Annotated in this window: 16 protein-coding genes; 3 read left to right on the top strand and 13 right to left on the bottom strand. The window is 59.7% G+C overall.

The window, feature by feature from the left end:
• Positions 1–5: 5 nt before the first annotated feature.
• The 4 genes from fdhF to B0E33_RS22620 all read right to left on the bottom strand — a co-directional run bounded on the left by fdhF (position 6) and on the right by B0E33_RS22620 (position 5884).
• The gene (fdhF, locus tag B0E33_RS22605) at positions 6–2849 is read right to left on the bottom strand and encodes a formate dehydrogenase subunit alpha (RefSeq protein ID WP_208997903.1); all 2844 of its coding nucleotides are present in this window, start codon (positions 2847–2849) and stop codon (positions 6–8) included.
• A gap of 32 nt (positions 2850–2881) precedes the next feature.
• Positions 2882–4399: a formate dehydrogenase beta subunit gene (locus B0E33_RS22610; protein WP_077292492.1), complete on the bottom strand. Its 1518-nt coding sequence runs from the start codon at positions 4397–4399 to the stop codon at positions 2882–2884.
• On the bottom strand, positions 4396–4872 hold the full coding sequence (locus B0E33_RS22615; RefSeq protein ID WP_055656660.1) for a formate dehydrogenase subunit gamma: 477 nt from the start codon (positions 4870–4872) through the stop codon (positions 4396–4398). The genes B0E33_RS22610 and B0E33_RS22615 overlap by 4 nt, the downstream gene beginning before the upstream one ends.
• 127 nt (positions 4873–4999) lie before the next feature.
• Complete coding sequence (locus B0E33_RS22620; protein ID WP_031269215.1) at positions 5000–5884, bottom strand: LysR family transcriptional regulator; 885 nt, start codon at positions 5882–5884, stop codon at positions 5000–5002.
• A 172-nt stretch (positions 5885–6056) separates the two neighbouring features.
• Here B0E33_RS22620 and B0E33_RS22625 point away from each other — a divergent pair, with 172 nt between their 5' ends.
• Positions 6057–6719, top strand: coding sequence for a helix-turn-helix domain-containing protein (locus B0E33_RS22625; RefSeq protein ID WP_077293553.1), 663 nt, complete (start codon positions 6057–6059; stop codon positions 6717–6719).
• On the opposite strand, the gene B0E33_RS22630 is transcribed toward B0E33_RS22625, so the two are convergent.
• Both B0E33_RS22630 and B0E33_RS22635 read right to left on the bottom strand, forming a co-directional pair.
• The gene (locus B0E33_RS22630; RefSeq protein WP_077293550.1) at positions 6671–7066 is read right to left on the bottom strand and encodes a VOC family protein; all 396 of its coding nucleotides are present in this window, start codon (positions 7064–7066) and stop codon (positions 6671–6673) included. The genes B0E33_RS22625 and B0E33_RS22630 overlap by 49 nt on opposite strands.
• 87 nt (positions 7067–7153) lie before the next feature.
• Positions 7154–7762, bottom strand: coding sequence for a TetR/AcrR family transcriptional regulator (locus tag B0E33_RS22635; RefSeq protein WP_077292493.1), 609 nt, complete (start codon positions 7760–7762; stop codon positions 7154–7156).
• A 140-nt stretch (positions 7763–7902) separates the two neighbouring features.
• Here B0E33_RS22635 and B0E33_RS22640 point away from each other — a divergent pair, with 140 nt between their 5' ends.
• Positions 7903–8331, top strand: a complete 429-nt coding sequence (locus B0E33_RS22640) for a VOC family protein (RefSeq protein ID WP_077292494.1) — start codon at positions 7903–7905, stop codon at positions 8329–8331.
• Between the two features lie 144 nt (positions 8332–8475).
• On the opposite strand, the gene B0E33_RS22645 is transcribed toward B0E33_RS22640, so the two are convergent.
• From B0E33_RS22645 to B0E33_RS22660, 4 genes are all read right to left on the bottom strand, one after another.
• Complete coding sequence (locus tag B0E33_RS22645; protein WP_023000797.1) at positions 8476–8970, bottom strand: hypothetical protein; 495 nt, start codon at positions 8968–8970, stop codon at positions 8476–8478.
• Between the two features lie 169 nt (positions 8971–9139).
• Complete coding sequence (locus B0E33_RS22650) at positions 9140–10606, bottom strand: AAA family ATPase (protein WP_023000798.1); 1467 nt, start codon at positions 10604–10606, stop codon at positions 9140–9142.
• A gap of 37 nt (positions 10607–10643) precedes the next feature.
• A complete protein-coding gene (locus B0E33_RS22655) occupies positions 10644–11570 on the bottom strand; it encodes a DUF6384 family protein (RefSeq protein ID WP_077292496.1) in 927 nt (308 codons plus the stop codon).
• 62 nt (positions 11571–11632) lie between these two features.
• Positions 11633–12838, bottom strand: a complete 1206-nt coding sequence (locus B0E33_RS22660) for a cell surface protein (RefSeq protein ID WP_077292497.1) — start codon at positions 12836–12838, stop codon at positions 11633–11635.
• Between the two features lie 350 nt (positions 12839–13188).
• Between B0E33_RS22660 and B0E33_RS22665 the strand changes: the two genes are divergently transcribed.
• Positions 13189–15615, top strand: coding sequence for a DUF3772 domain-containing protein (locus B0E33_RS22665; protein WP_077292498.1), 2427 nt, complete (start codon positions 13189–13191; stop codon positions 15613–15615).
• Positions 15616–15699: 84 nt separating this feature from the next.
• Here B0E33_RS22665 and B0E33_RS22670 read toward each other — a convergent pair whose 3' ends face one another.
• The 3 genes from B0E33_RS22670 to B0E33_RS22680 form a co-directional block, all read right to left on the bottom strand.
• On the bottom strand, positions 15700–16632 hold the full coding sequence (locus B0E33_RS22670) for a pseudouridine-5'-phosphate glycosidase (RefSeq protein ID WP_077293555.1): 933 nt from the start codon (positions 16630–16632) through the stop codon (positions 15700–15702).
• Positions 16633–16737: 105 nt separating this feature from the next.
• A complete protein-coding gene (locus tag B0E33_RS22675) occupies positions 16738–17661 on the bottom strand; it encodes a PfkB family carbohydrate kinase (protein ID WP_208997686.1) in 924 nt (307 codons plus the stop codon).
• 191 nt (positions 17662–17852) lie between these two features.
• On the bottom strand, positions 17853–18656 hold the full coding sequence (locus tag B0E33_RS22680) for a class I SAM-dependent methyltransferase (RefSeq protein ID WP_077292500.1): 804 nt from the start codon (positions 18654–18656) through the stop codon (positions 17853–17855).
• Positions 18657–18980: the final 324 nt, after the last annotated feature.

Genomic DNA, 18980 nt, shown 5'->3' on the forward strand with positions numbered 1-18980 from the left:
ACCAGTTACTCCGCAGCCGGCAGGATCCGCCGGGACATAGCTGCCTGGGCGGCATAGTCTTCCTGCCAGTTGGTCGGTCCGTTGGACAGGCTGACCTGAACCGCCGTCACCTTGTATTCCGGACAATTTGTGGCCCAGTCGGAGAAGTCGGTCGTGATGACATTCGCCTGGGTGTCCGGATGGTGGAAGGTGGTGTAGACGACGCCGGGGCTGACCCTGTCGGTGAGATGGGCCCGCAAGGTGGTCTCTCCGGAACGCGATGCCAGCTTCACCCAGTCGCCTTCCTTCAGTCCGCGGTTTTCCGCGTCATGCGGGTGGATTTCCAGAAGATCCTGATCGTGCCAGATAACGTTGTCGGTTCGCCGGGTCTGGGCACCGACATTGTACTGGGACAGAATACGGCCGGTGGTCAGAAGCAGCGGGAAGCGCGGCCCGGATTTCTCGTCCGTCGCCACATATTCGGTGACAATGAACCGGCCCTTGCCACGCACGAAACCATCGACATGCATGAGCGGCGTGCCATCCGGCGAGGCTTCGTTGCAGGGCCATTGCACCGACCCTTTTTCCTCCAGCAGATCGTAGGTGACGCCGGCGAAGGAGGGCGTGGTTGCAGCGATTTCAGCCATGATTTCGGACGGATGGCTATAGGTCCATCCTGCTCCCATGGCGTTGGCGAGCATCTGGGTGATCTCCCAGTCGGAATAGCCGTTGCGCGGCGCCATCACCTTGCGCACGCGGTTGATGCGGCGTTCGGCGTTTGTAAAGGTGCCGTCCTTTTCCAGAAACGTGGAACCGGGCAGGAAGACATGGGCGTAGTTGGCGGTCTCGTTCAGGAAGAGGTCGTGAACGATGACGCATTCCATGGCTGCAAGACCGGCCGCCACATGCTTGGTGTCGGGGTCCGACTGGAGAATGTCCTCGCCCTGGCAATAGAGCCCCTTGAAGCTGCCATCGACAGCGGCATCCAGCATGTTGGGGATGCGCAAGCCCGGCTCGGCATCGATCTCAACGCCCCAGATGTCCTGGAAGATCGCGCGGACGTCCCCGTTCTTCACATGGCGGTAGCCCGGAAGTTCATGCGGGAAGGAGCCCATGTCGCAGGAGCCCTGGACGTTGTTCTGGCCGCGCAACGGGTTCACGCCAACACCCTTTCGCCCGACATTGCCCGTGAGCATTGCAAGGTTGGCGATGCCCATGACCGTGGTCGAGCCCTGGCTGTGTTCCGTCACGCCGAGGCCGTAGTAGATCGCGCCATTGCCGCCGGTCGCGAACAAGCGGGCCGCCTTGCGCAGCTCTTCCGCCGGAACGCCGGTCAGGCCTTCGCTGGTTTCCGGGCTGTGGCGCGGATCGCGAACGAAGTCGGCATAGGTCAGGAACTCGTCCCAGTCGCAACGGTCGCGAATATAGTCTTCGTCGAAAAGACCTTCGGTAACGATGACATGGGCGAGGGCGGTTACAACGGCAACGTTTGTGCCGGGGCGCAGCTGCAGATGGTGGGACGCCTCGATGTGGGCCGATTTCACCAGATTGATGCGGCGCGGATCGATAACGATCAGCTTGGCACCGGCGCGCAGACGCTTCTTCAGGCGGGAGGCAAAGACCGGGTGACCGTCGGTCGGGTTTGCTCCAATCACGATGACGACGTCGGTATGTTCGACGGAATCGAAATCCTGCGTCCCTGCAGAGGTCCCAAAGGTCTGACCGAGGCCATAGCCGGTCGGTGAGTGGCAAACACGTGCACAGGTGTCGGTGTTGTTGTTGCCGAAGACCGCCCGGGTCAGCTTCTGCACCAGGAAGGTTTCCTCGTTGGTGCAGCGGCTGGAGGTGATCACGCCGATGGACTTGCGGCCGTGCTTTTCTTGCAGGCCGCGCAGGCGGTTGGCGGCGAAGCTGAGGGCCTCGTCCCAGGAAACTTCCTGCCAGGGTTGATCGATGCTGTCGCGGATCATCGGGTTGAGGATCCGGTCCTTGTGGGTTGCATAGCCATAGGCGAAGCGGCCCTTGACGCAGGAATGGCCGCGATTGGCCTTGCCGTGCTTGTAAGGCACCATGCGCACCAGTTCGTCGCCGTTGAGTTCAGCCTTGAACGAGCAGCCGACGCCGCAATAGGCGCAGGTGGTGACGACGGAACGTTCCGGCGTTCCCAGTTCGATGACGGATTTTTCCTGAAGCGTGCCGGTTGGGCAGGCCTGCACGCAGGCGCCACAGGACACGCAGTCGGAAGACAGGAAATCGTCGAACGCCGCGCCCGGCGAAACACGGCTTTCAAAACCACGGCCCTCGATGGTCAGGGCAAAGGTGCCCTGAACCTCTTCGCAGGCCCTCACACAACGCGAGCAGACGATGCACTTGGCCGGGTCATAAGCGAAATAGGGGTTGGACACGTCCTTCGGGATATACTCCGGGTTCGGCCCAACAGAGGTACGCTGTTCGAAGTGGTTGCGGCCCGGCTCGTAACGGACATCACGCAGGCCGACCATGCCGGCCATGTCCTGCAGCTCGCAATCGCCATTGGCAGCGCAAGTCAGGCAGTCCAGCGGATGGTCGGAGATGTAGAGTTCCATCACGCCCTTGCGGATCTGCTTGACCCTGGAGGACTGGGTGTGAACGACCATGCCCGGCGCAACCGGTGTGGTGCAGGAGGCGGGTGTGCCGCGCCGGCCCTCGATTTCGACCACGCAGAGGCGGCAGGAGCCGAAGGCGTCAATGCTGTCCGTGGCGCAAAGCTTGGGAACCTGAAGACCGATTTCAGAGGCCGCGCGCATCACCGAGGTGCCTTCCGGCACCGTGACCTCGAAGCCATCGATGGTCAGTGTGACCGGAGCGCCTTCCTTTGCCGGAGTGCCCATGTCGCGATCGTCATGGATGTTGGCGAGATCCGTCATTCGGCGGCCTCCTTCTGGCGGGCAAAATCTTTAGGGAAGTGGGTAAGGGCGCTCATGACCGGATAGGGCGTGAACCCACCGAGGGCACATAGCGAGCCGTCTTTCATCGTGTCGCAGAGATCCGTCAGGAGGTGGACAGCCCCTGCATCGCCAGCATCGATCCGGTCGATTGTCTCGACACCGCGCACGGCGCCGATCCGGCACGGTGTGCATTTGCCACAACTTTCCACAGCGCAGAATTCCATGGCGAAGCGGGCCATCTTCAGCATGTCCGCCCTGTCATCGAAGACGACAATGCCGGCGTGTCCGATGAGGCCACCCTGGCCGTCGAATTCTTCATAACCGAACGGCGTGTTGAACTTGGAGACGGGCATATACGCCCCGAGGGGGCCACCAACCTGGACAGCCTTGACCGGCCGGCCACTGGCGGTGCCACCGGCAATATCGTTGATCAGCTCACCCAGAGGCATGCCGAAAGCGGTCTCGAAAAGACCGCCGTAGCGGACATTGCCTGCGATCTGGATCGGCATGGTGCCCTTGGAGCGGCCGAGGCCGAACCCGGCATAGAACTCCGCGCCTTTTTCCATAATGACCGGAACAGTTGCCAGCGAGAGCACGTTGTTGACGACGGTCGGCTTGCCGAAGAGGCCTTCAAGCGCCGGCAGCGGCGGCTTGGCCCGCACGATACCGCGCTTGCCTTCCAGGCTGTTGAGGAGGGACGTTTCCTCACCGCACACGTATGCGCCTGCGCCAGTGCGAATTTCCAGGTCGAAAGCCTTGCCGGAACCGAGAACGTTTGTGCCGAGCAGGCCGGCCTTGAGACCGATCCTGACAGCAGCTTCCATGACTGCGATGGCGTCCGGATACTCGGAGCGAATATAGACGAAGCCCTTTGTAGCCCCTGTGGCGAGGCCGGCGATGATCATGCCTTCGATCAGCGTGAAGGGATCGCCTTCCATGAGCATGCGGTCGGCGAAGGTGCCGCTGTCACCTTCGTCTGCGTTGCAGACAATGTATTTGCGCGCAGAAACTGCCTTACGGACCGTGTCCCACTTGATGCCCGTGGGAAACCCTGCGCCACCACGGCCGCGCAGGCCGGAGTTGGTGACTTCCGCAACGATCTCTTCTTCACCGAGAGCAAGAGCGCGTTTCAGGCCGACAAGTCCGCCATGGGCTTCGTATTCGGCGAGGCTGAGCGGATCGATCAGGCCGCAACGGGCAAAAGTCAGCCGGGTCTGGCGGGCGAAAAAGGGGATGTCTTCCACCGTGCCGAGACTTTCCAGCGTGCCGTCCAGAAGAGAAGGAACGTCTTCGGCTGTGACGGCGCCAAAAGCCTTGCGGGTGCCGTCGGTTTCGATTTCGACAAGCGGTTCCAGCCAGATCATGCCACGGCTGCCATTGCGCACCACGGTGACATCGAGACCACGGTTGCCGGCTTCGATTTGAATTGCTGCGGCAACTTCATCGGCACCCAGTGCCTTGGCAGCGCTGTCGAGGGGAACGAAGATCTTCATGCACCGGCCTCCTGGAGGATACGCGTCATGCGATCTTCGGTGACACGGCCGATGACCTTGCCGTCCACCATCGCGGCAGGGGCGCAGGCACACAGGCCGAGGCAGTAGACAGGTTCGAGAGTGACGGCACCGTTGCGGGTTGTGCCGTGCCAGTCCAGGCCGAGTTTGGCCAGAACCGCCTCGCCAAGGGCTTCGCCGCCGACGGCCTGGCAGGCCTCTGCCCGGCAGATCTTGACGACGTGGCGCCCGGCGGGGGCCTTGCGGAAATCATGGTAGAAGGAGATGACGCCGTGAACTTCCGCCTTGGAGAGATTGAGCGCCTCTGCAATCAGCTCGACCGCTGCCTGGGGCACATAGCCGAATTCCGCCTGCAAGCCGTGCAGCATGGGCAGAAGTGGACCTTCCAAGGTAATAAAATCTTCCATCACGGCCGAGATCTGTTCGGCCGTGGGCTCTCCCGTCGCATACGGCATGCGCGTCCTCCCGTATATTTCGAGGCGCATCACACCATTAAGTTTGATTTGATATCAATAATGATTTTCCGTTGATCGATTGGAAATCATGATCGAAGATGATTTGACCGTTTCGGCTAACTTCCGGTCAGACCTCGGAAATACGCCTTGCTTCGGACAGAAGAGCCCGCAAAACCGGGGTGTGCGGTTCGCGATAGGGGGCCACGAGGCCGACAGTGTGACCGGTGTGAACGCCGACAAGAGGGATCGTCTTCAAGGGTTTTCCGGCTGTCAGAAATTCTGCGAGATCCGCTGGCAGGACGGTTATCCAGCCACCGTCCAGCACATTTGCCACCAGCACGACCGTGGAATTGGACTCAATCCGGGCTTCCGGCATGATTCCGGCTTCGCCGAAATGACGGTTGATGATCCGCCGGTTCTGCATGTCGGGCGTCAGGAGGCAGATCCGTTCCTCAGCCAGCTCCTTCCATTTGACCGACTTTCTGCCCGCGAAGGACGAAGCTTCATTGCATACCAGCATATAGCTTTCATTGTAGAGCGGTTCGGTGCTGACCCTGCCGGTCGGTTCGTTGTCGAGGTAGGAAATGCCGGCATCGATATCGAGGTTCTCCAGCATCGACAGGATTTCCATCGAATTTCGCGACAGGATGGTGAAACGCACGTTCGGGTGCTTGTTACCGAACCATGTCGTCAGTTTGGCTGCCCAGGTGAGGGCGGTCGGGATGACGGCTATGCGCAACTGTCCCGTCAGGCCGTCGCGGGAGAACCGCATCTCCTCGCGCAACTGGCGGGCATCCCCCACGATCTGACGAGCCCAGACCAGGGCACGCTGGCCTTCCGGTGTCAGACCGCCGAACCGGGAGCCTCTGAAAAACAGCTGAACACCAAGCTGATCCTCAAGCTGCTTGATGCCGGTCGAGAGCGTCGGCTGGGCGATGCCGAGGCTTTCGGCCGCACGGCCGAAATGTTCTTCCCGGGCCACGGCAAGAAACATCTCCAGCTTTTCGATCATCACAAAGGCTCCGAACCGGTCAGTAGTGGGTAGGTCCTTGCTTCATGACATTTGACCAGGGGAATTGAAAGTGGTGTTTTCAATCAGAATTTTCGATCGATGTTTACTCGCAGCTGCCCACGCCAGGTTGAACAATCTCGCTTGCGTTGCCGCCACCTGCTAAAGGTTGGCCATGAGTGGCACGGTCAGATTTGAAAAATGGCATCACCGGATCGACGCAGCGGAAAATGCGCTGATCTTTCCGGATGGTTGCCGGGATGTGCTGGTGGTGCGTGAGCAGGGCAAGCGGGAAAAGGTTCTACTGACGGACCTCGATTTCCAGCCGCGCATCGCCGAACTCGCGGCCGGGACGCATATCACGGGGTTCCGGTTGCGCCCGGGTGGCGTCGTTGAGGACGAGGTTCTTCAGGCCATTGAACGCGACTGCGAACGAGTGGAAGACATCCTTGGCAACGCACTTGACGAGACCAATGACCTGGATGACGTGATCGTTGCCCTGACGTTGCCACAGTCGACCGTCGAGCGGGCATCGAAACAGGCAGGCGTGTCGGTGAGAACGTTGCAGAGGCGGTTTCGGGAGCAGGGCCTGCCTCCACCGGAATACTGGCGCTTGCTCGCGCGAGCGCGCAGGGCTGCAGGACTGCTGGCGACGGAGGTACCGCTGGTGGAGATCGCTGCTGTGTGCGGTTTCAGCGATCAGGCCCATATGACGCGCGACCTGCGGCGCTGGTTCGGACGGTCACCGGCGCAATTGCGCCGGGACCCCGATAACCTGTCGCTGTTGTCTCAACCAGCACTGGGCAACTGGATCGGCGAGCAGATCTCCACGAGGTAGCCGAAAGGATCGCTCACATAGGATGTGATCTGCCCCCAGGGTTCCTCGCGTGCATCCTGCAACTTGTTTGCACCGGCGGCGACTGCACGGGCAAGGGAGGCTGCAACGTCATCCGTCTCGAACGCCAGTTCGAACACAGGTGCCTTCGGTTCGGGGGTGCCGGGTGTCTTTCCGAGCTGGTTCATCAGTGCTTTGGATGAGAACGCGAGCTTTGTCTCGCCCGTCGCGAGTTCGCCGTAGTCTCCGGATTCATGAAGGAATAGACGTTCCAGTCCGAAGGCCTTCTCGTAAAAGTCGAGAGCAGCGGCGACATTCTCGACGTAGAGGATGGTGTATCTCAGAATCACTTGGGTCTCCCGGTCGGTTGGTTTGGCGCCAGCCATAGAAGGTTGGTGCAAGGCCGTCTTGAAGGATCACGACATCAGAGCCGATTGTCAGTCTGCCAGGATGCCGGCCAATAGCTTACGGGTCGCTGCTTCATACGCTCTTCTGTCGCCGCCATTTGCGATTGCCAGCGCCGCGCGGTCGAACGCGGAAGAGAGCAGGTCCGCCAAAGGCTCCAGGGGAATATCTTTCAGTGCACCGTGATTGGCTGCATGCCGCAGGCCTTCCAGAAGCGTGGCACCGCCGGTCTGGCGATCGATCTCCGCCATTTCCGACAGGCCGAGCACTGTCGGTCCTTCCAGCAGCATGATCCTTGCCCGGCCCGCAACGGACATGGCCGAGAAATAGGCGCTGGCGCCGGACATGAAGGCATCGAGCGGTGTCTGGCCCGTGTTCGTCTGGCTGTTGATTTCCGCCGCGATCGCTTCCGATTCCTGGTGAACCAGCGCCTGCATCAGGTCTGCCTTGTCGGCGAAGTGATGATAGAGCGCGCCGCGGGTGACGTCTGCCGCCTTGACGATCTCAGGTGTTCCGGTTTCCGCATAGCCCTTTTCAACGATCAGCGCCCTTGCCGCATCCAGCAGGGCCTTGCGCGTTTCCGCGCGCCTTTCCGCCTGTGTACGGCGTTCGCCTGACTTCTCGGGGTTTTTGTCTTGCATACATGCAGCCTGTATGTTAGTTGAAAAATACATACAGACTGTATGTCTTTTTGTTGCGATTGGAAAGTCTCGGAAACAGCCGAAGGCCGGATGGAACAGGCAATCCACATCCGAAATTGGCGAGGAACAGGAGAAAAACGATGAAATGCACCCAGTATTATCCGGTTCTCATGACCGACAAGGTCGCGGAGACTACCCGGTTCTATTCGGAAAATTTCCGCTTCAAGCCGATGTTTGAAGCCGACTGGTACGTGCACCTGCAGTCGGAGGAGGACGAAAGCGTCAATCTCGCGATCCTCGACCAGAACCACGAAACCATTCCGGAAGCCGGTCGTGGCCGGGGCGCAGGAGGACTTCTGCTGAATTTCGAGGTTGAGGATGTTGATGCGGTTTATGAGGCCGCCCAGGCGAACAGGTTACCCATTCTGCAGGTGCTGCGGGACGAGGCCTTTGGCCAGCGCCATTTCATCACGTGTGATCCGAACGGAGTGCTGATCGACGTGATCAAGCCAATCCCGCCCAGCGAAGAGTTCCTGAAGCAGTTTGCCGCTGAAGCTGTGCCTGCCTGACGGGGTGCAGTCATGCTGGTGAATGCGTCCGGAGTGAGGGAAGTCTCCCACTGCTGTGATCCGCTTCGGAGTAGGCCGGCATGAAAGAGGCGTGGCCGGAAACCCGGCCACGCCTCGTCATTTTCAAGACTGACTGTTGATGCGTCAGGAGGAAACCGGCGGACAGGAGCTACCCTGTTCAGCGCGCGATTTCAGACCTTGGAGGCTCTGCATCGTGTTCGGGTTGCCCGGCAGAACGAAGCTCTGCTCAAGCGCCGTGCGCACGTTGTTGATCACGGCAAGATCCTGAACAGCCAGCGTCTGGCAAGGCGTTCCGGTAAAGCGAACCCGGATGCGGATCACGCGCTGGCCGTTGTCGGATGGGCCGAATTCGGAATCGAGCGCCGGGTTCGCGCCGGTCATCGGCCGTTCCAGAACCACCATGTTCGGCTGGTCCTGCAGTACGACGGTGCCGCGTTCCTGGGCACTGGAGACCAGTGCGGACCGCACGCTTGCCGGATCGGCTGCGATATTTACCGATTGCGCGCCGGCCGGCACGTCCAGCCTTGGCTGGTCCGGCTGTGTGGGGCGCTGAGAGGACCCGGACTGGCAGGCGGCAAGAGCAAGAGCGCAAAAAGCGGATAAAACGATACGTCGCATGGGCAGTCCCAAGGTTAAAATGGTCAACTTAAGAGCCGGTCTAGAACACGTCTTCACAAAGCACAAGAAAACTGCATGTGACCGCCACCATCTTCTGCCAGTAAACTGACATAACACTCCTAACGAAGCCTTGTGGCTTCACGGGGGCAGGGATTTCAATCGGTGAAGGTCAGAATGTATCGCCTGTCTTGAAACCGCCACCACCAAAACTTCCACCGCCTTTGAAACCACCACCGCCGAAGCCGCCACTGCTACCGGACCGTTTGCCGGAACTTCCGCCAAAGCCGCCACCGAAGCCTCCCATGGACTTGGGAAGACCCGAACCGTTGGGGAACGCGACCTGGCGTCCCTTCGGTTTGCGGCGCTTGTGCGAACGCTCCGCGCGGGCCCAGTATTCGGCACCGGTAATCGCACCCTTGACCAACTCGCCCAACAGGACGGTTGTCAGCTTCTCGTCGGAGAAGGTGGACTCCCAGCTGCCATAGCCGCTGGAACGGAAACGCTTGATGACGTCTGCAAGTTCCGCACGGCGTCGGCCAATATCGCGTTGCAGTTCCCTGTCCTGACGGATCTCGCGTGTAACCTGGTCGATGCGCTCCTTCAGATCCTCGATCCGCTGAACGATTTTCTCGTCTTCGGGCGAGGGGGTATCGAGCGCGGCGCGCCACAAATCCTTGAGGTCATCCGCCTGCAGAGAAACGGACAGGTGTTCCTCCGCCTTCTGGAAGTCGGTGTCTTCCCCGCTGGAAAATTCGGCGAGGGCCGAAGACAGCGTTTCGATCCGCCTGTCCAGATTGTCGAGTTCTCCGTCGATACGGTCGATGTCCGCGCTCAGGGTTTCGATGGTGCCGACAAGATCCGTTCCGGCAGCGTCGGTCATCGCATTGCGGCTGAACTCCGCGAGCTTGTCCTGTTCTTCCAGTGCGATTTCGGCACAGCGCTCCGCATGGCGCGCCATACGGTCCGGAATGCTGGTCAGCATGGCAAAATTGGCGCGGGCGTCGTTGAAGCCGACAAGGCCGGCCACCCATCTGTCGAGCGAGCGCACAAGACCGCGGTGCGCGTACGCCGGTGTTCCGAAACCGCGTTGCCACAGATACATGAACAGCGGATCGGCCTCATAGGCCTTGCCTTTTTCCTTTCGGTCCTTTTCGGACGTAGCCGCCTTGGAGGCGGCTGCCTCCGCAGTCGCCAGAGCGGCTTCTGTCTTCTCGCGCTGTGCCTGATAACCGGCATCGCCTTCCAGACGGCCGTCGACAGCCTCCATCAACTCGTCCATCTGGTTTTCGGCGGCATCACGGGCGCTATCGAGCTCGACGCGCTTCTTCTGCAACTGGCTGCGGTCGCTTTCGCACTGGCGCAACTGGTCGGTCAGGACCTTGTAGTCCGCATTGCGCTTGTCGAGAAGCTTGCGGGCTTCCCGTGCGGCGCTGTCGAGGCGTGTGTTGAGTGCTCCGGCACTGTCGGTATCCAGTCGGAACCGGGCAAGGTCCCGGTAGGCTTCACTCTGGCGTTCCTGCAGGTCTGTCAGGGCGCGGGTCGAACGCTCGATCCGCTTGCTCAGCTCGGCTTCTTCACGGCGCAAATCGGCAAGCGACTGCTCGATGGTGCCCAGGGTCTGGCGTCCCGTCAGCATGCCGGAGCCTCCCGGTGAGGCGGTGCAATCCTAACCGCTACCATTTCGTAATTGCTCCGTCCTGAACGCCGCTGCGCCATTTGATATCCAGCTCTCCGCGCCGCTTCTGCCCCAGGACGCCTTTCTGCACAATGCCGTCTTCCATCTTGTCGCGGCGAACGGCGTTGTAGATGGTTTCCGAAACGCGCTGGCCCCATTTGTCGACAAGTTCGACCTTGCTGCTCTCCTCCGACACGATCCTGCGCTCCAGGATCTTGCCGTCCGCGTCCACGGCTTCGACAACGATGTAGTAGTTCTCGGTGTCTGGATTGGATTCGGGAATGCGGGAAACGCCGGTCGGCACGCCTTCGCGGGAAATGATCCGAACCTCGAACACTTCCTGCAGCCGTCCGGCAAGATCGCGCAAGTCGGCCTCCGCCTTGAAGGCTGCCTCGTTGTTGCCGTCCGAAAGGGCAAGGTTGCCGTCGGTGGCCAGACGTGCGGCGTTGGCTTCGATTTCGGTATTTTCGGTCAGGGAATCGATCCGCCCGACCAATTCGGTGTAGGTCGCGGGCAGGGCCTGAAGCCTTGCCAGCAGGTCCGCTTCCGCACGTTGTGCCGGCAGCTTGACGATGAAGTACCAGGCCGCAATGCAAACGATGACGACTGCAACGACCGCCGCCAGCCATTTTGACCAGGTGCTGCGCGAGATGTAGATCATCGCCAGCGTGCGCTGGAAGCCTGCGGAAGGTGGAGAATAGACGAAGCGGTCGCGCTTCAGGTCCTCGACACCCGCCTTCAGGATATGGTCCGGAACATCGATGCCCTGGGACGCATAGACCTGACGCAGCCGCTCGACCATGGCGGCATCGCGTTCATCGGTCTTCAGCTCGCGGGCCACCTGACCTTCTTCATGACGCAGCGTGTCGACCACGTCCATCGCCATCATCAGATCGTCAAGCGGGGCGTCGGATTTGCTTGCCATGAATGCATGTCTTCTTGAAAAAGGGCGGGCCGGAGGGTCCGGCCTGCCGGATTATCGTCAGATCAAAGGGCCTTGCCCTGGGCGGTCAGCTTGGCAAGCCGCCGCTTGCCGTCTTCCACGGCGTTGCGGATTTCCTCGGAATTCTTGGTCGACATCTCGCGCATTTCGTCGATGATTTCACGCGACTGGAACTGGAAGTTGACGACGGAGTCGACCAGCTTTTTCACCGAGGCTGCGGCAACGGTCGGTCCATAGCCGGCTTCGAGTGCCTTTTTCTGCACTTCGTCGCCGATGTCCGCCAGCGTTTCCAGGCTCTTGTTGATGCCGTCCTTCATGGCATTCAGCGTCTCGGTGCTTTCGTGCAGGCCCTGCAGGCCGGTGAACGAGGCGTTGAGTGCGGTGAGAACGGATTCATTGGTGGAGAAGAAACTGACCGACTGGGCGTAAACGCGCTCCTTGGCGTTGGTTGTCTGGACCAGGCGCGCCATGATGACCTCTGACGTGTTGTAGCCGATCGTCAGGTTGTCGGAGAGGTCCTTGGCGATCTGATACCGCTTTTCCTCGTCCTGCATTTCACGCAGCTTCTCGTCGCGTGCCAGTTCTAGGCGTGCCTTCTGCGCCGGGTCGTCACCGGTGTAGGCTTCGACTTCGCCGGAGGCAGCTTCAAGGGCACCCTTGGCAGCGTCCAGTTTGCCGGTTGCGATATTCAGCAGTTCCAGTGCGGTGACTTCCGCCTGTTTCAAGGCACCGCGGAAATCGCGATAGGCTTCAAGAATGGTCTGTTCCCGCTCGATCTGGTCCTTGGTTGCCTTTGCAACGTCCTTGTAGGTACCCCGGATATCATCGAAACGATCGGAAATGGTCCCGCGGCGGAAGTCGCGCCACTTGTTGGACAGGTTCTCGGTGAAGGAGATCTTGCCGTCGGCAAGCTGATCGACCAGCGCCTTCGCGTCATCGCGGATGGAATTGAACGCCTCGGTGATCTGCTCGTAGCGTTCGCCGATATCCATCTGCTGCACCTGCGAGCGAACAACCTCGTTGAAATTGGAAGCCTGGGCCAGGGTCCGGGTGATGATCAGCACCTTGTCGGGAGAAAGATCGGTGATCTGTTCCAGAAGGGCGTTGATCGGTGCATCCTGCTCGCTTTCCGGCGTGATGCCGATGTCGCGGAGGGTCGACAGCGCTCGGTCGAGGTACTGAAGCGGGGAAATGCTTCCCGCCGGAGCCGTTGCAGTCTGCGGGTTTTCAGGGGTTGCCGCGTCTGTCATGTCTGACCTCCTTGAAGGACGCGGCTTGTTTTCAGGTATTTTGCCGCAACGTCCTGTTAACGTCATAATTTCGCATGTTAGGGCAGGCTTACGCCGCTCTGTCAACGGCTTGGCACGCATTTCGGGCCAAAGCCGGGCAGCCTTGAAACCTGCCAGAGCCTTTCCTTAGGCCCGTTTTGCGACAAATGTGTTTCCATGGTGAAAGATCTGCCGAAATTCGCGCATAAGCTGATTGTTCGAATCGGACCGCGGATGGATGCATAAGCCTTGAAGCCCACCTGGCTTCCCTGGCGAAGCGATCGGACTGCGAACCGGAACCGGGGCCTTGTCCCAAAAGTGATGGCGTCTTCATGAAGTTTCTCAAGTGTATCCTGCTGGTTCTGGCCTTATCCATCACTTTTTCCGGCGGTATGCCGGCCGGAACGCTGCTTGCCCAGGAGGCCGGGCAGGTTCCGCCGGAGCCCATCGCGCGGTCGACCGAATTGTTCAACCGGGCGGCAACGGCGCTCGAAGAAAGAAGCGTTTCTCCAAAGACCCTCGATCAGCTCAGGTCTCAGCTCGTCGAGGTTCGGGACGCCAGTGCGGCGGTCATCGATCGCGGGAACATTCGGGCCAGCGCCCTGCAAGCCCAACTGAACAGCCTCGGTGCACCGCCCGCAGACGGGCAGAAGGAAGCTGACGAAGTTGCCGCAAGACGTCTCGAGCTTACCAATGCGCTGGCGGCCGCAAATGCACCGGTCCGAGTGGCCGGTGAAATCAACAATCAGGCTATCTTCTACATTCGCCAGGTCGACAGGCAGCTTCGCGCACGGCAACTTTCGACACTGCTGGACAGGTATCCTTCGCCGCTTGCGCCGTCGACCTGGGCCGCGGGCTTTCAGGAAATAGGGGAATTCATAAAGCGGTTCGAACGCGGTGTGCAGAACGAGCTGGCCCGCCCAAGCGTCTCGAAGAAACTGCATGAGACGGTGCCGCTTTCCCTCGGTCTGGCAATTTTCGGGATCTTGTTCCTGACGGTTCTGCAGCATCCGATTTCGCGAGCACTGAAGCTCTATTGCGAAAAGCCGGCCACCGGTGCAAAGGCGTTGATGCTGGCGGTGCTCTACAATGCCAGCTTTATCGTGCTGCCGACCATCGGTGCCGCCGCTCTGATCTCCATATTTCCCATTCTCGACATCTATCCGAACTCGGTCCGCACGGCAGTGATCGCCGTGCCGGTGATGGCTCTCGTGATGATCATAGCGAACTGGCTGGGGCACACGATCTTTGCCCCCGGGCAGGATCGTTGGCGTCTGCTGGAGCTGGGGGACCGGGAAGCAAAACTCGGGTTGCGTCTCTGCCAGGGACTGGGAGTCTTCATGGCCCTTGAAGTGGCGGTCGAGGCATTCGAACTCGATAACGCCTTCGGTACGGCAGCGATTTCGGTGCTTTCGGCTCCCCCCATTGCGATGGCGGCGGTACTGCTTTGGTCTCTGGCCAGCGTCATCAGATCCAACAAGTCCGTTGAGAGCAATGCCGTGGAGAGCGAGCAGACAGCGGAAGAACCCGAAGAGGCATCAGTAAAACCCCAGGAATCTGGCTTTCTGCTGTTCTTGTCGCTGCTCATGAAGACATCCGCCGTTCTTGCCGTCTGCGTAACGCTGGTCGGTTATGTCCAGCTTGCCCGGGTTGCGATCCTGCCGGTAATCATGACGGTTGCGGAGCTCGGTTTCGGCTTCATGCTTTACCATCTCATTCTCGTTGTCGTGAAAACGGCTATCGGCAAGCGGGAAGACGAGCCCGCTCCGGTCCTCGTTGCCTTTGGGCTGATCTGTGTTCTGACACTGATTTTCGCGCCCCTGATCGCCATGACTTGGGGCGCACGCGGAACGGATATCGTCGAGGTCTGGTATCTGCTCACAAACGGGGTACAGCTGGGCGACATTCACCTGTCGCTGGACTCCTTCATCGTCCTGGTTGCCATTTTCGGCATTGGCGTTGTTGTGACGCGTTGGCTGCAGAACCTGCTGAAGGCGACCGTGCTGCCACAAACGCGGATGGACAGTGGCGCTCAGAATGCTGTTGTGACGGGCACAGGCTATGTCGGGCTTACGCTGGCGGCTTTGATTGCGATTTCCACCGCCGGATTGAACCTGTCCAGTCTTGCGGTCGTGGCCGGTGCCCTTTCGGTCGGTATCGGTTTTGGTCTTCAGACCATCGTTTCCAACTTCGTTTCCGGCATCATCCTGCTCATCGAACGGCCGATCAAGGAAGGGGACTGGATAGAAGTATCCGGGCAATCCGGATATGTCCGCAAGATCTCTGTCCGTTCAACGCGCATCGAAACCTTCGACCGCCATGACGTCATCATTCCGAATTCGGAGCTGATTGCCGGCACGGTCAAGAACATGACGCTGACCAGCAAGTCGGGCCGGCTTATCCTGCCGGTTGGCGTTGCTTATGGCAGTGATCTGGAAAAGGTGAAATCGATCCTGTTCGATGCAGCGCGCGGGCACAGCACGATCGCGCGTTATCCGACGCCGCAGGTTCTTTTCATCGGGCTGGGCGACAGCTCTCTGAATTTCGAACTGAGATGTTTCCTGAAAGACATCGGCAATGTGATGATTACCAAGTCGGACCTTTACTTTACGGTCTACAACGAGCTTGGCAAGGCGGGTATCGAGATACCGTTCCCGCAGCGGGACCTGCATTTCAAGGATATCGACCGGTTGGCGGCGGCGCTTGAGCGCCGTCAGGCGCCGGAAGTGCCTCAACCGGTGGAAGACAAACCGTCCTGACAAGTCTGCCGGGCTTTCAATCCGATTGAAGTGAAAGCCCGACGAATTTTTGGGGTCCAGTTGGTTTCTCGAGAAAATGTGCCGTCAGACCAGTTCAGCAGCAATACGCGCGGCCAGGCGGGCATTGTTACGCACCAGCGCGATGTTGGTGTCGAGGCTGCGGCCGCCGGTCAGCTCCAGGATGGCGCCGAGAACGAACGGGGTCACGTCCTTGCCGCGAACACCCTTCGCAGTGGCATCCGCAATGGCGGCATCGATATAACCAGTCATTTCATCCCGCGGGATCTGGTCGGCTTCCGGTACCGGGTTGGCGATCAGGACACCGCCATGATCCGGGAAACGGGACCGCATCTTCAGGAGCGAACCGATTTCGGCGGCCGAATTCAGGGAGTAGGGGGCCTTGAGGCCACTGGCCCGCGACCAGAATGCCGGTAGTTCTTCCGTGCCGAAAGCAATGACGGGAACGCCCTTGGTTTCCAGAACTTCCAGGGTCTTGGGAATGTCGAGCAATGCCTTGGCACCGGCGGACACCACACAGACCGGCGTGCGGCCAAGTTCATCAAGGTCGGCGGAAATGTCGAAGCTGTCTTCCGCGCCCTTGTGAACGCCGCCGATGCCGCCCGTGGCAAAGACCTTCAGACCAGCGGCATGCGCCGCCATCATCGTGGCGGCGACGGTTGTCGCGCCGTAGCGTCCGGTGGCAAGTGCGAAGGTCAGGTCGGCACGTGAACACTTCATCACGTCCTTGGCCTGTGCCAGGCGGTCGAGATCCTCATCGGAAAGGCCCACCATGATCTTGCCGTCCATCAGCGCGATGGTGGCCGGAACGGCGCCTTCCGCGCGAATATCGGCTTCCACCTCACGGGCGGTCTCAACGTTCTTCGGAAAAGGCATGCCATGAGTGATGATGGTCGATTCCAGCGCAACGACCGGCTTGCCGTTCGCAAGTGCCTCGCGCACTTCATCGCTGTAAACGATCAGATCCCTGATGGCGGAGGGCGTTGTCGGAGTGGTCACGGCGTGTGCCTTTCTGTTTTCGTCCGGCAGCTCGGGCCGGGTCAATTCTGCGGGTCTTATAGGCGCAAGGCGGAGCAGCGCCAAGATTGGAATTTGTCCATATGGTCAAAAGTTGGCGAGGGCATCCCAGGAGAGCTCTTCCGCTAGGGCGCCGGTGCTGCGCAGGGTCAGGGCTGCAGCTGCAAGGCCAAAAGGGACTGCTTGCGTCAGGCCATAGCCTCTGGCGAGCGCCGCGACTGTTCCGGCGGTTAATGCATCGCCTGCTCCGGTGACATCGACGATATCTGTTTGAAGCGGTGCGAACCGGTGAAGTTTCCCGCTTTCGAGCACCAGCACATCAGATGCTGCACTGGTCAGGACAAAACTCTTGAGACCGGTCTGCGACAAGGCCGCCGCCAGGTCTTCGGAAGACGTGTCACGGGAAAGCCCGGTAAGCGTGACCGCTTCGCCGCGGTTCAGCATCAGGCAATCCAGTTTGCCGAGAACCCCACGCAGCCGGACTGCCTTGGCATCCGAAACGGCATTGGCAACAAGACGCCCGGGCAAGGCACGCCCCGTCAGCCGGATCAGCATTGCAGCGGTCAGGTTGGCATCCAGAAACCAGATCGTATCGTCCGTCGCGTTTGCTGCAAGATCCGCGACGATACCGTCAAAGAGATCCTCGGGGGCTTGGGACAGAACACGGTCGTCAACGCAGGCGGCGGCAAGATCACCTGCCGGATTATGCAGCGCGAGGTACTGGCCTGTTGCGAAACCTTTCCGGGCCTTCACATGCAGCTCGAGCCCTTCCTGGCTGAGCTGGCGGGAAAGCATGTCGGCAGCGCCGTCTTCTCCAACCGCTCCCACGAGGCGTGTTCCAACCCCGAGCCGAACCAGTGCACGGGCAATGTTCGTGGCAACGCCGCCAGGCTTTGCGTTCAGCCTCGATGGGGTCGAGGTCTCGGGGCGGATCGGCTCGCTGGCATGGGCGATCGTATCGTAATGGATCGCACCGATTGCGATGACGGGGGAGGAGATGGCTGAAGTCACGTTCTGGACTGTCTCATGAAAAGCCGGCATCAGAACAGAAGCGTTCGATGCGCCGGTACTGGCAACCGTTGAAAGCGCGGGCTAGCAGATTAAGCGGGGGGCGGCAACGGGCTCTGTGTATGCACCGGTAAGAAGCATCCGTTGATAACATGAAACGACGGATCAGCGGCCAACGGGGCCGCTTTTCGCAGTCATTGTGCTTTTGTGCCGACGATGAGGCCATTTCGGCGCGTAGTTACTAATCTGCCTTGCAAGCTGTCGCTTTCCTCGCGCATCAGCTTTGCAAGATGCCTCTGTTGTGCCTCGGGCGCAGAAATGCCTGGTGGACAGGACAACAGGAACATCACCGCATCTTCTGGATCGGTGCACGTCATAGTGTCGGTCAGATCAAATCGCCGTACATCGTCGAAGAGCTCACCCACAAACTGCTCGGCATCATCGAGCGAGAACATTGCGGCCCCTGGATCAACGGGCCTGCCTCCAAATGCCTTGGCGCCAATTGAATGCAGTTCGCTCATATTTTCCAGTGCGTTTGTGCTTACGAACACCTGCCCGCCTGGGCGCAAGACACGTCTCGCTTCATGCAAGGCTAATCTTGGATCCTCTACGTGGTATAGGACGTGCAAAAGAAGCACCGTGTCAAAGGTTTGATCTAGGTGCGGCAGGTCGATTGCATCTGCCACCTTTGCGCTGACGACCTCAATCTTCTCCACCGTTGCCAGGTTCGCCGAGACCTCCTCAATCATGCCGGGAGAGGAATCTATAAGAGAAAGACGAAGTTCGTTCGGCAGACGGTCTGCCTGGGAACGCCATATCCAGCCAGGACCACATCCGACGTCCAATACATCCATTTTTGTTTGTAAGTTCAAATGCCCAATCAGCCAGCCAAACCAGCTTACAGTTGCATATTTCGCTTGAAACGAACCACGTGTCGCGAGATGGCGGGGCGTCGCGTAGTGGTGTTGAACTTCTTCACTTCGAGACGTGTCATTCATAAGAAGATACTACGCTAATTATGGGTCTTTATCCATAATGGGCTCTGCGCAGGAACTTGAACTGCAATTGTTTTGAGCGGGCGGTTGTTCTTGAACCGAACCATTGGTCGCATCGCGACTTCGGCAACAAAGTTGGCGCTCATCTGCCCCAGACAGGTCATGCAGTTCCAGGCAAGGGCGTCGCCAGAGCCTGACCGACTGCAGCGGCGAGATTGGAAGATAGGTCGTTACCTTTCACAAGGTTTTTGTCTTCGGGAACTTGGTTTATGTCTCGCATCGGATCTCGTTTTTAGAGGCCCAACATCTCGCGATCTGGAGATCTCA

The organism is Roseibium algicola (assembly GCF_001999245.1).
GTDB classification, from domain to species: Bacteria; Pseudomonadota; Alphaproteobacteria; order Rhizobiales; family Stappiaceae; genus Roseibium; species Roseibium algicola.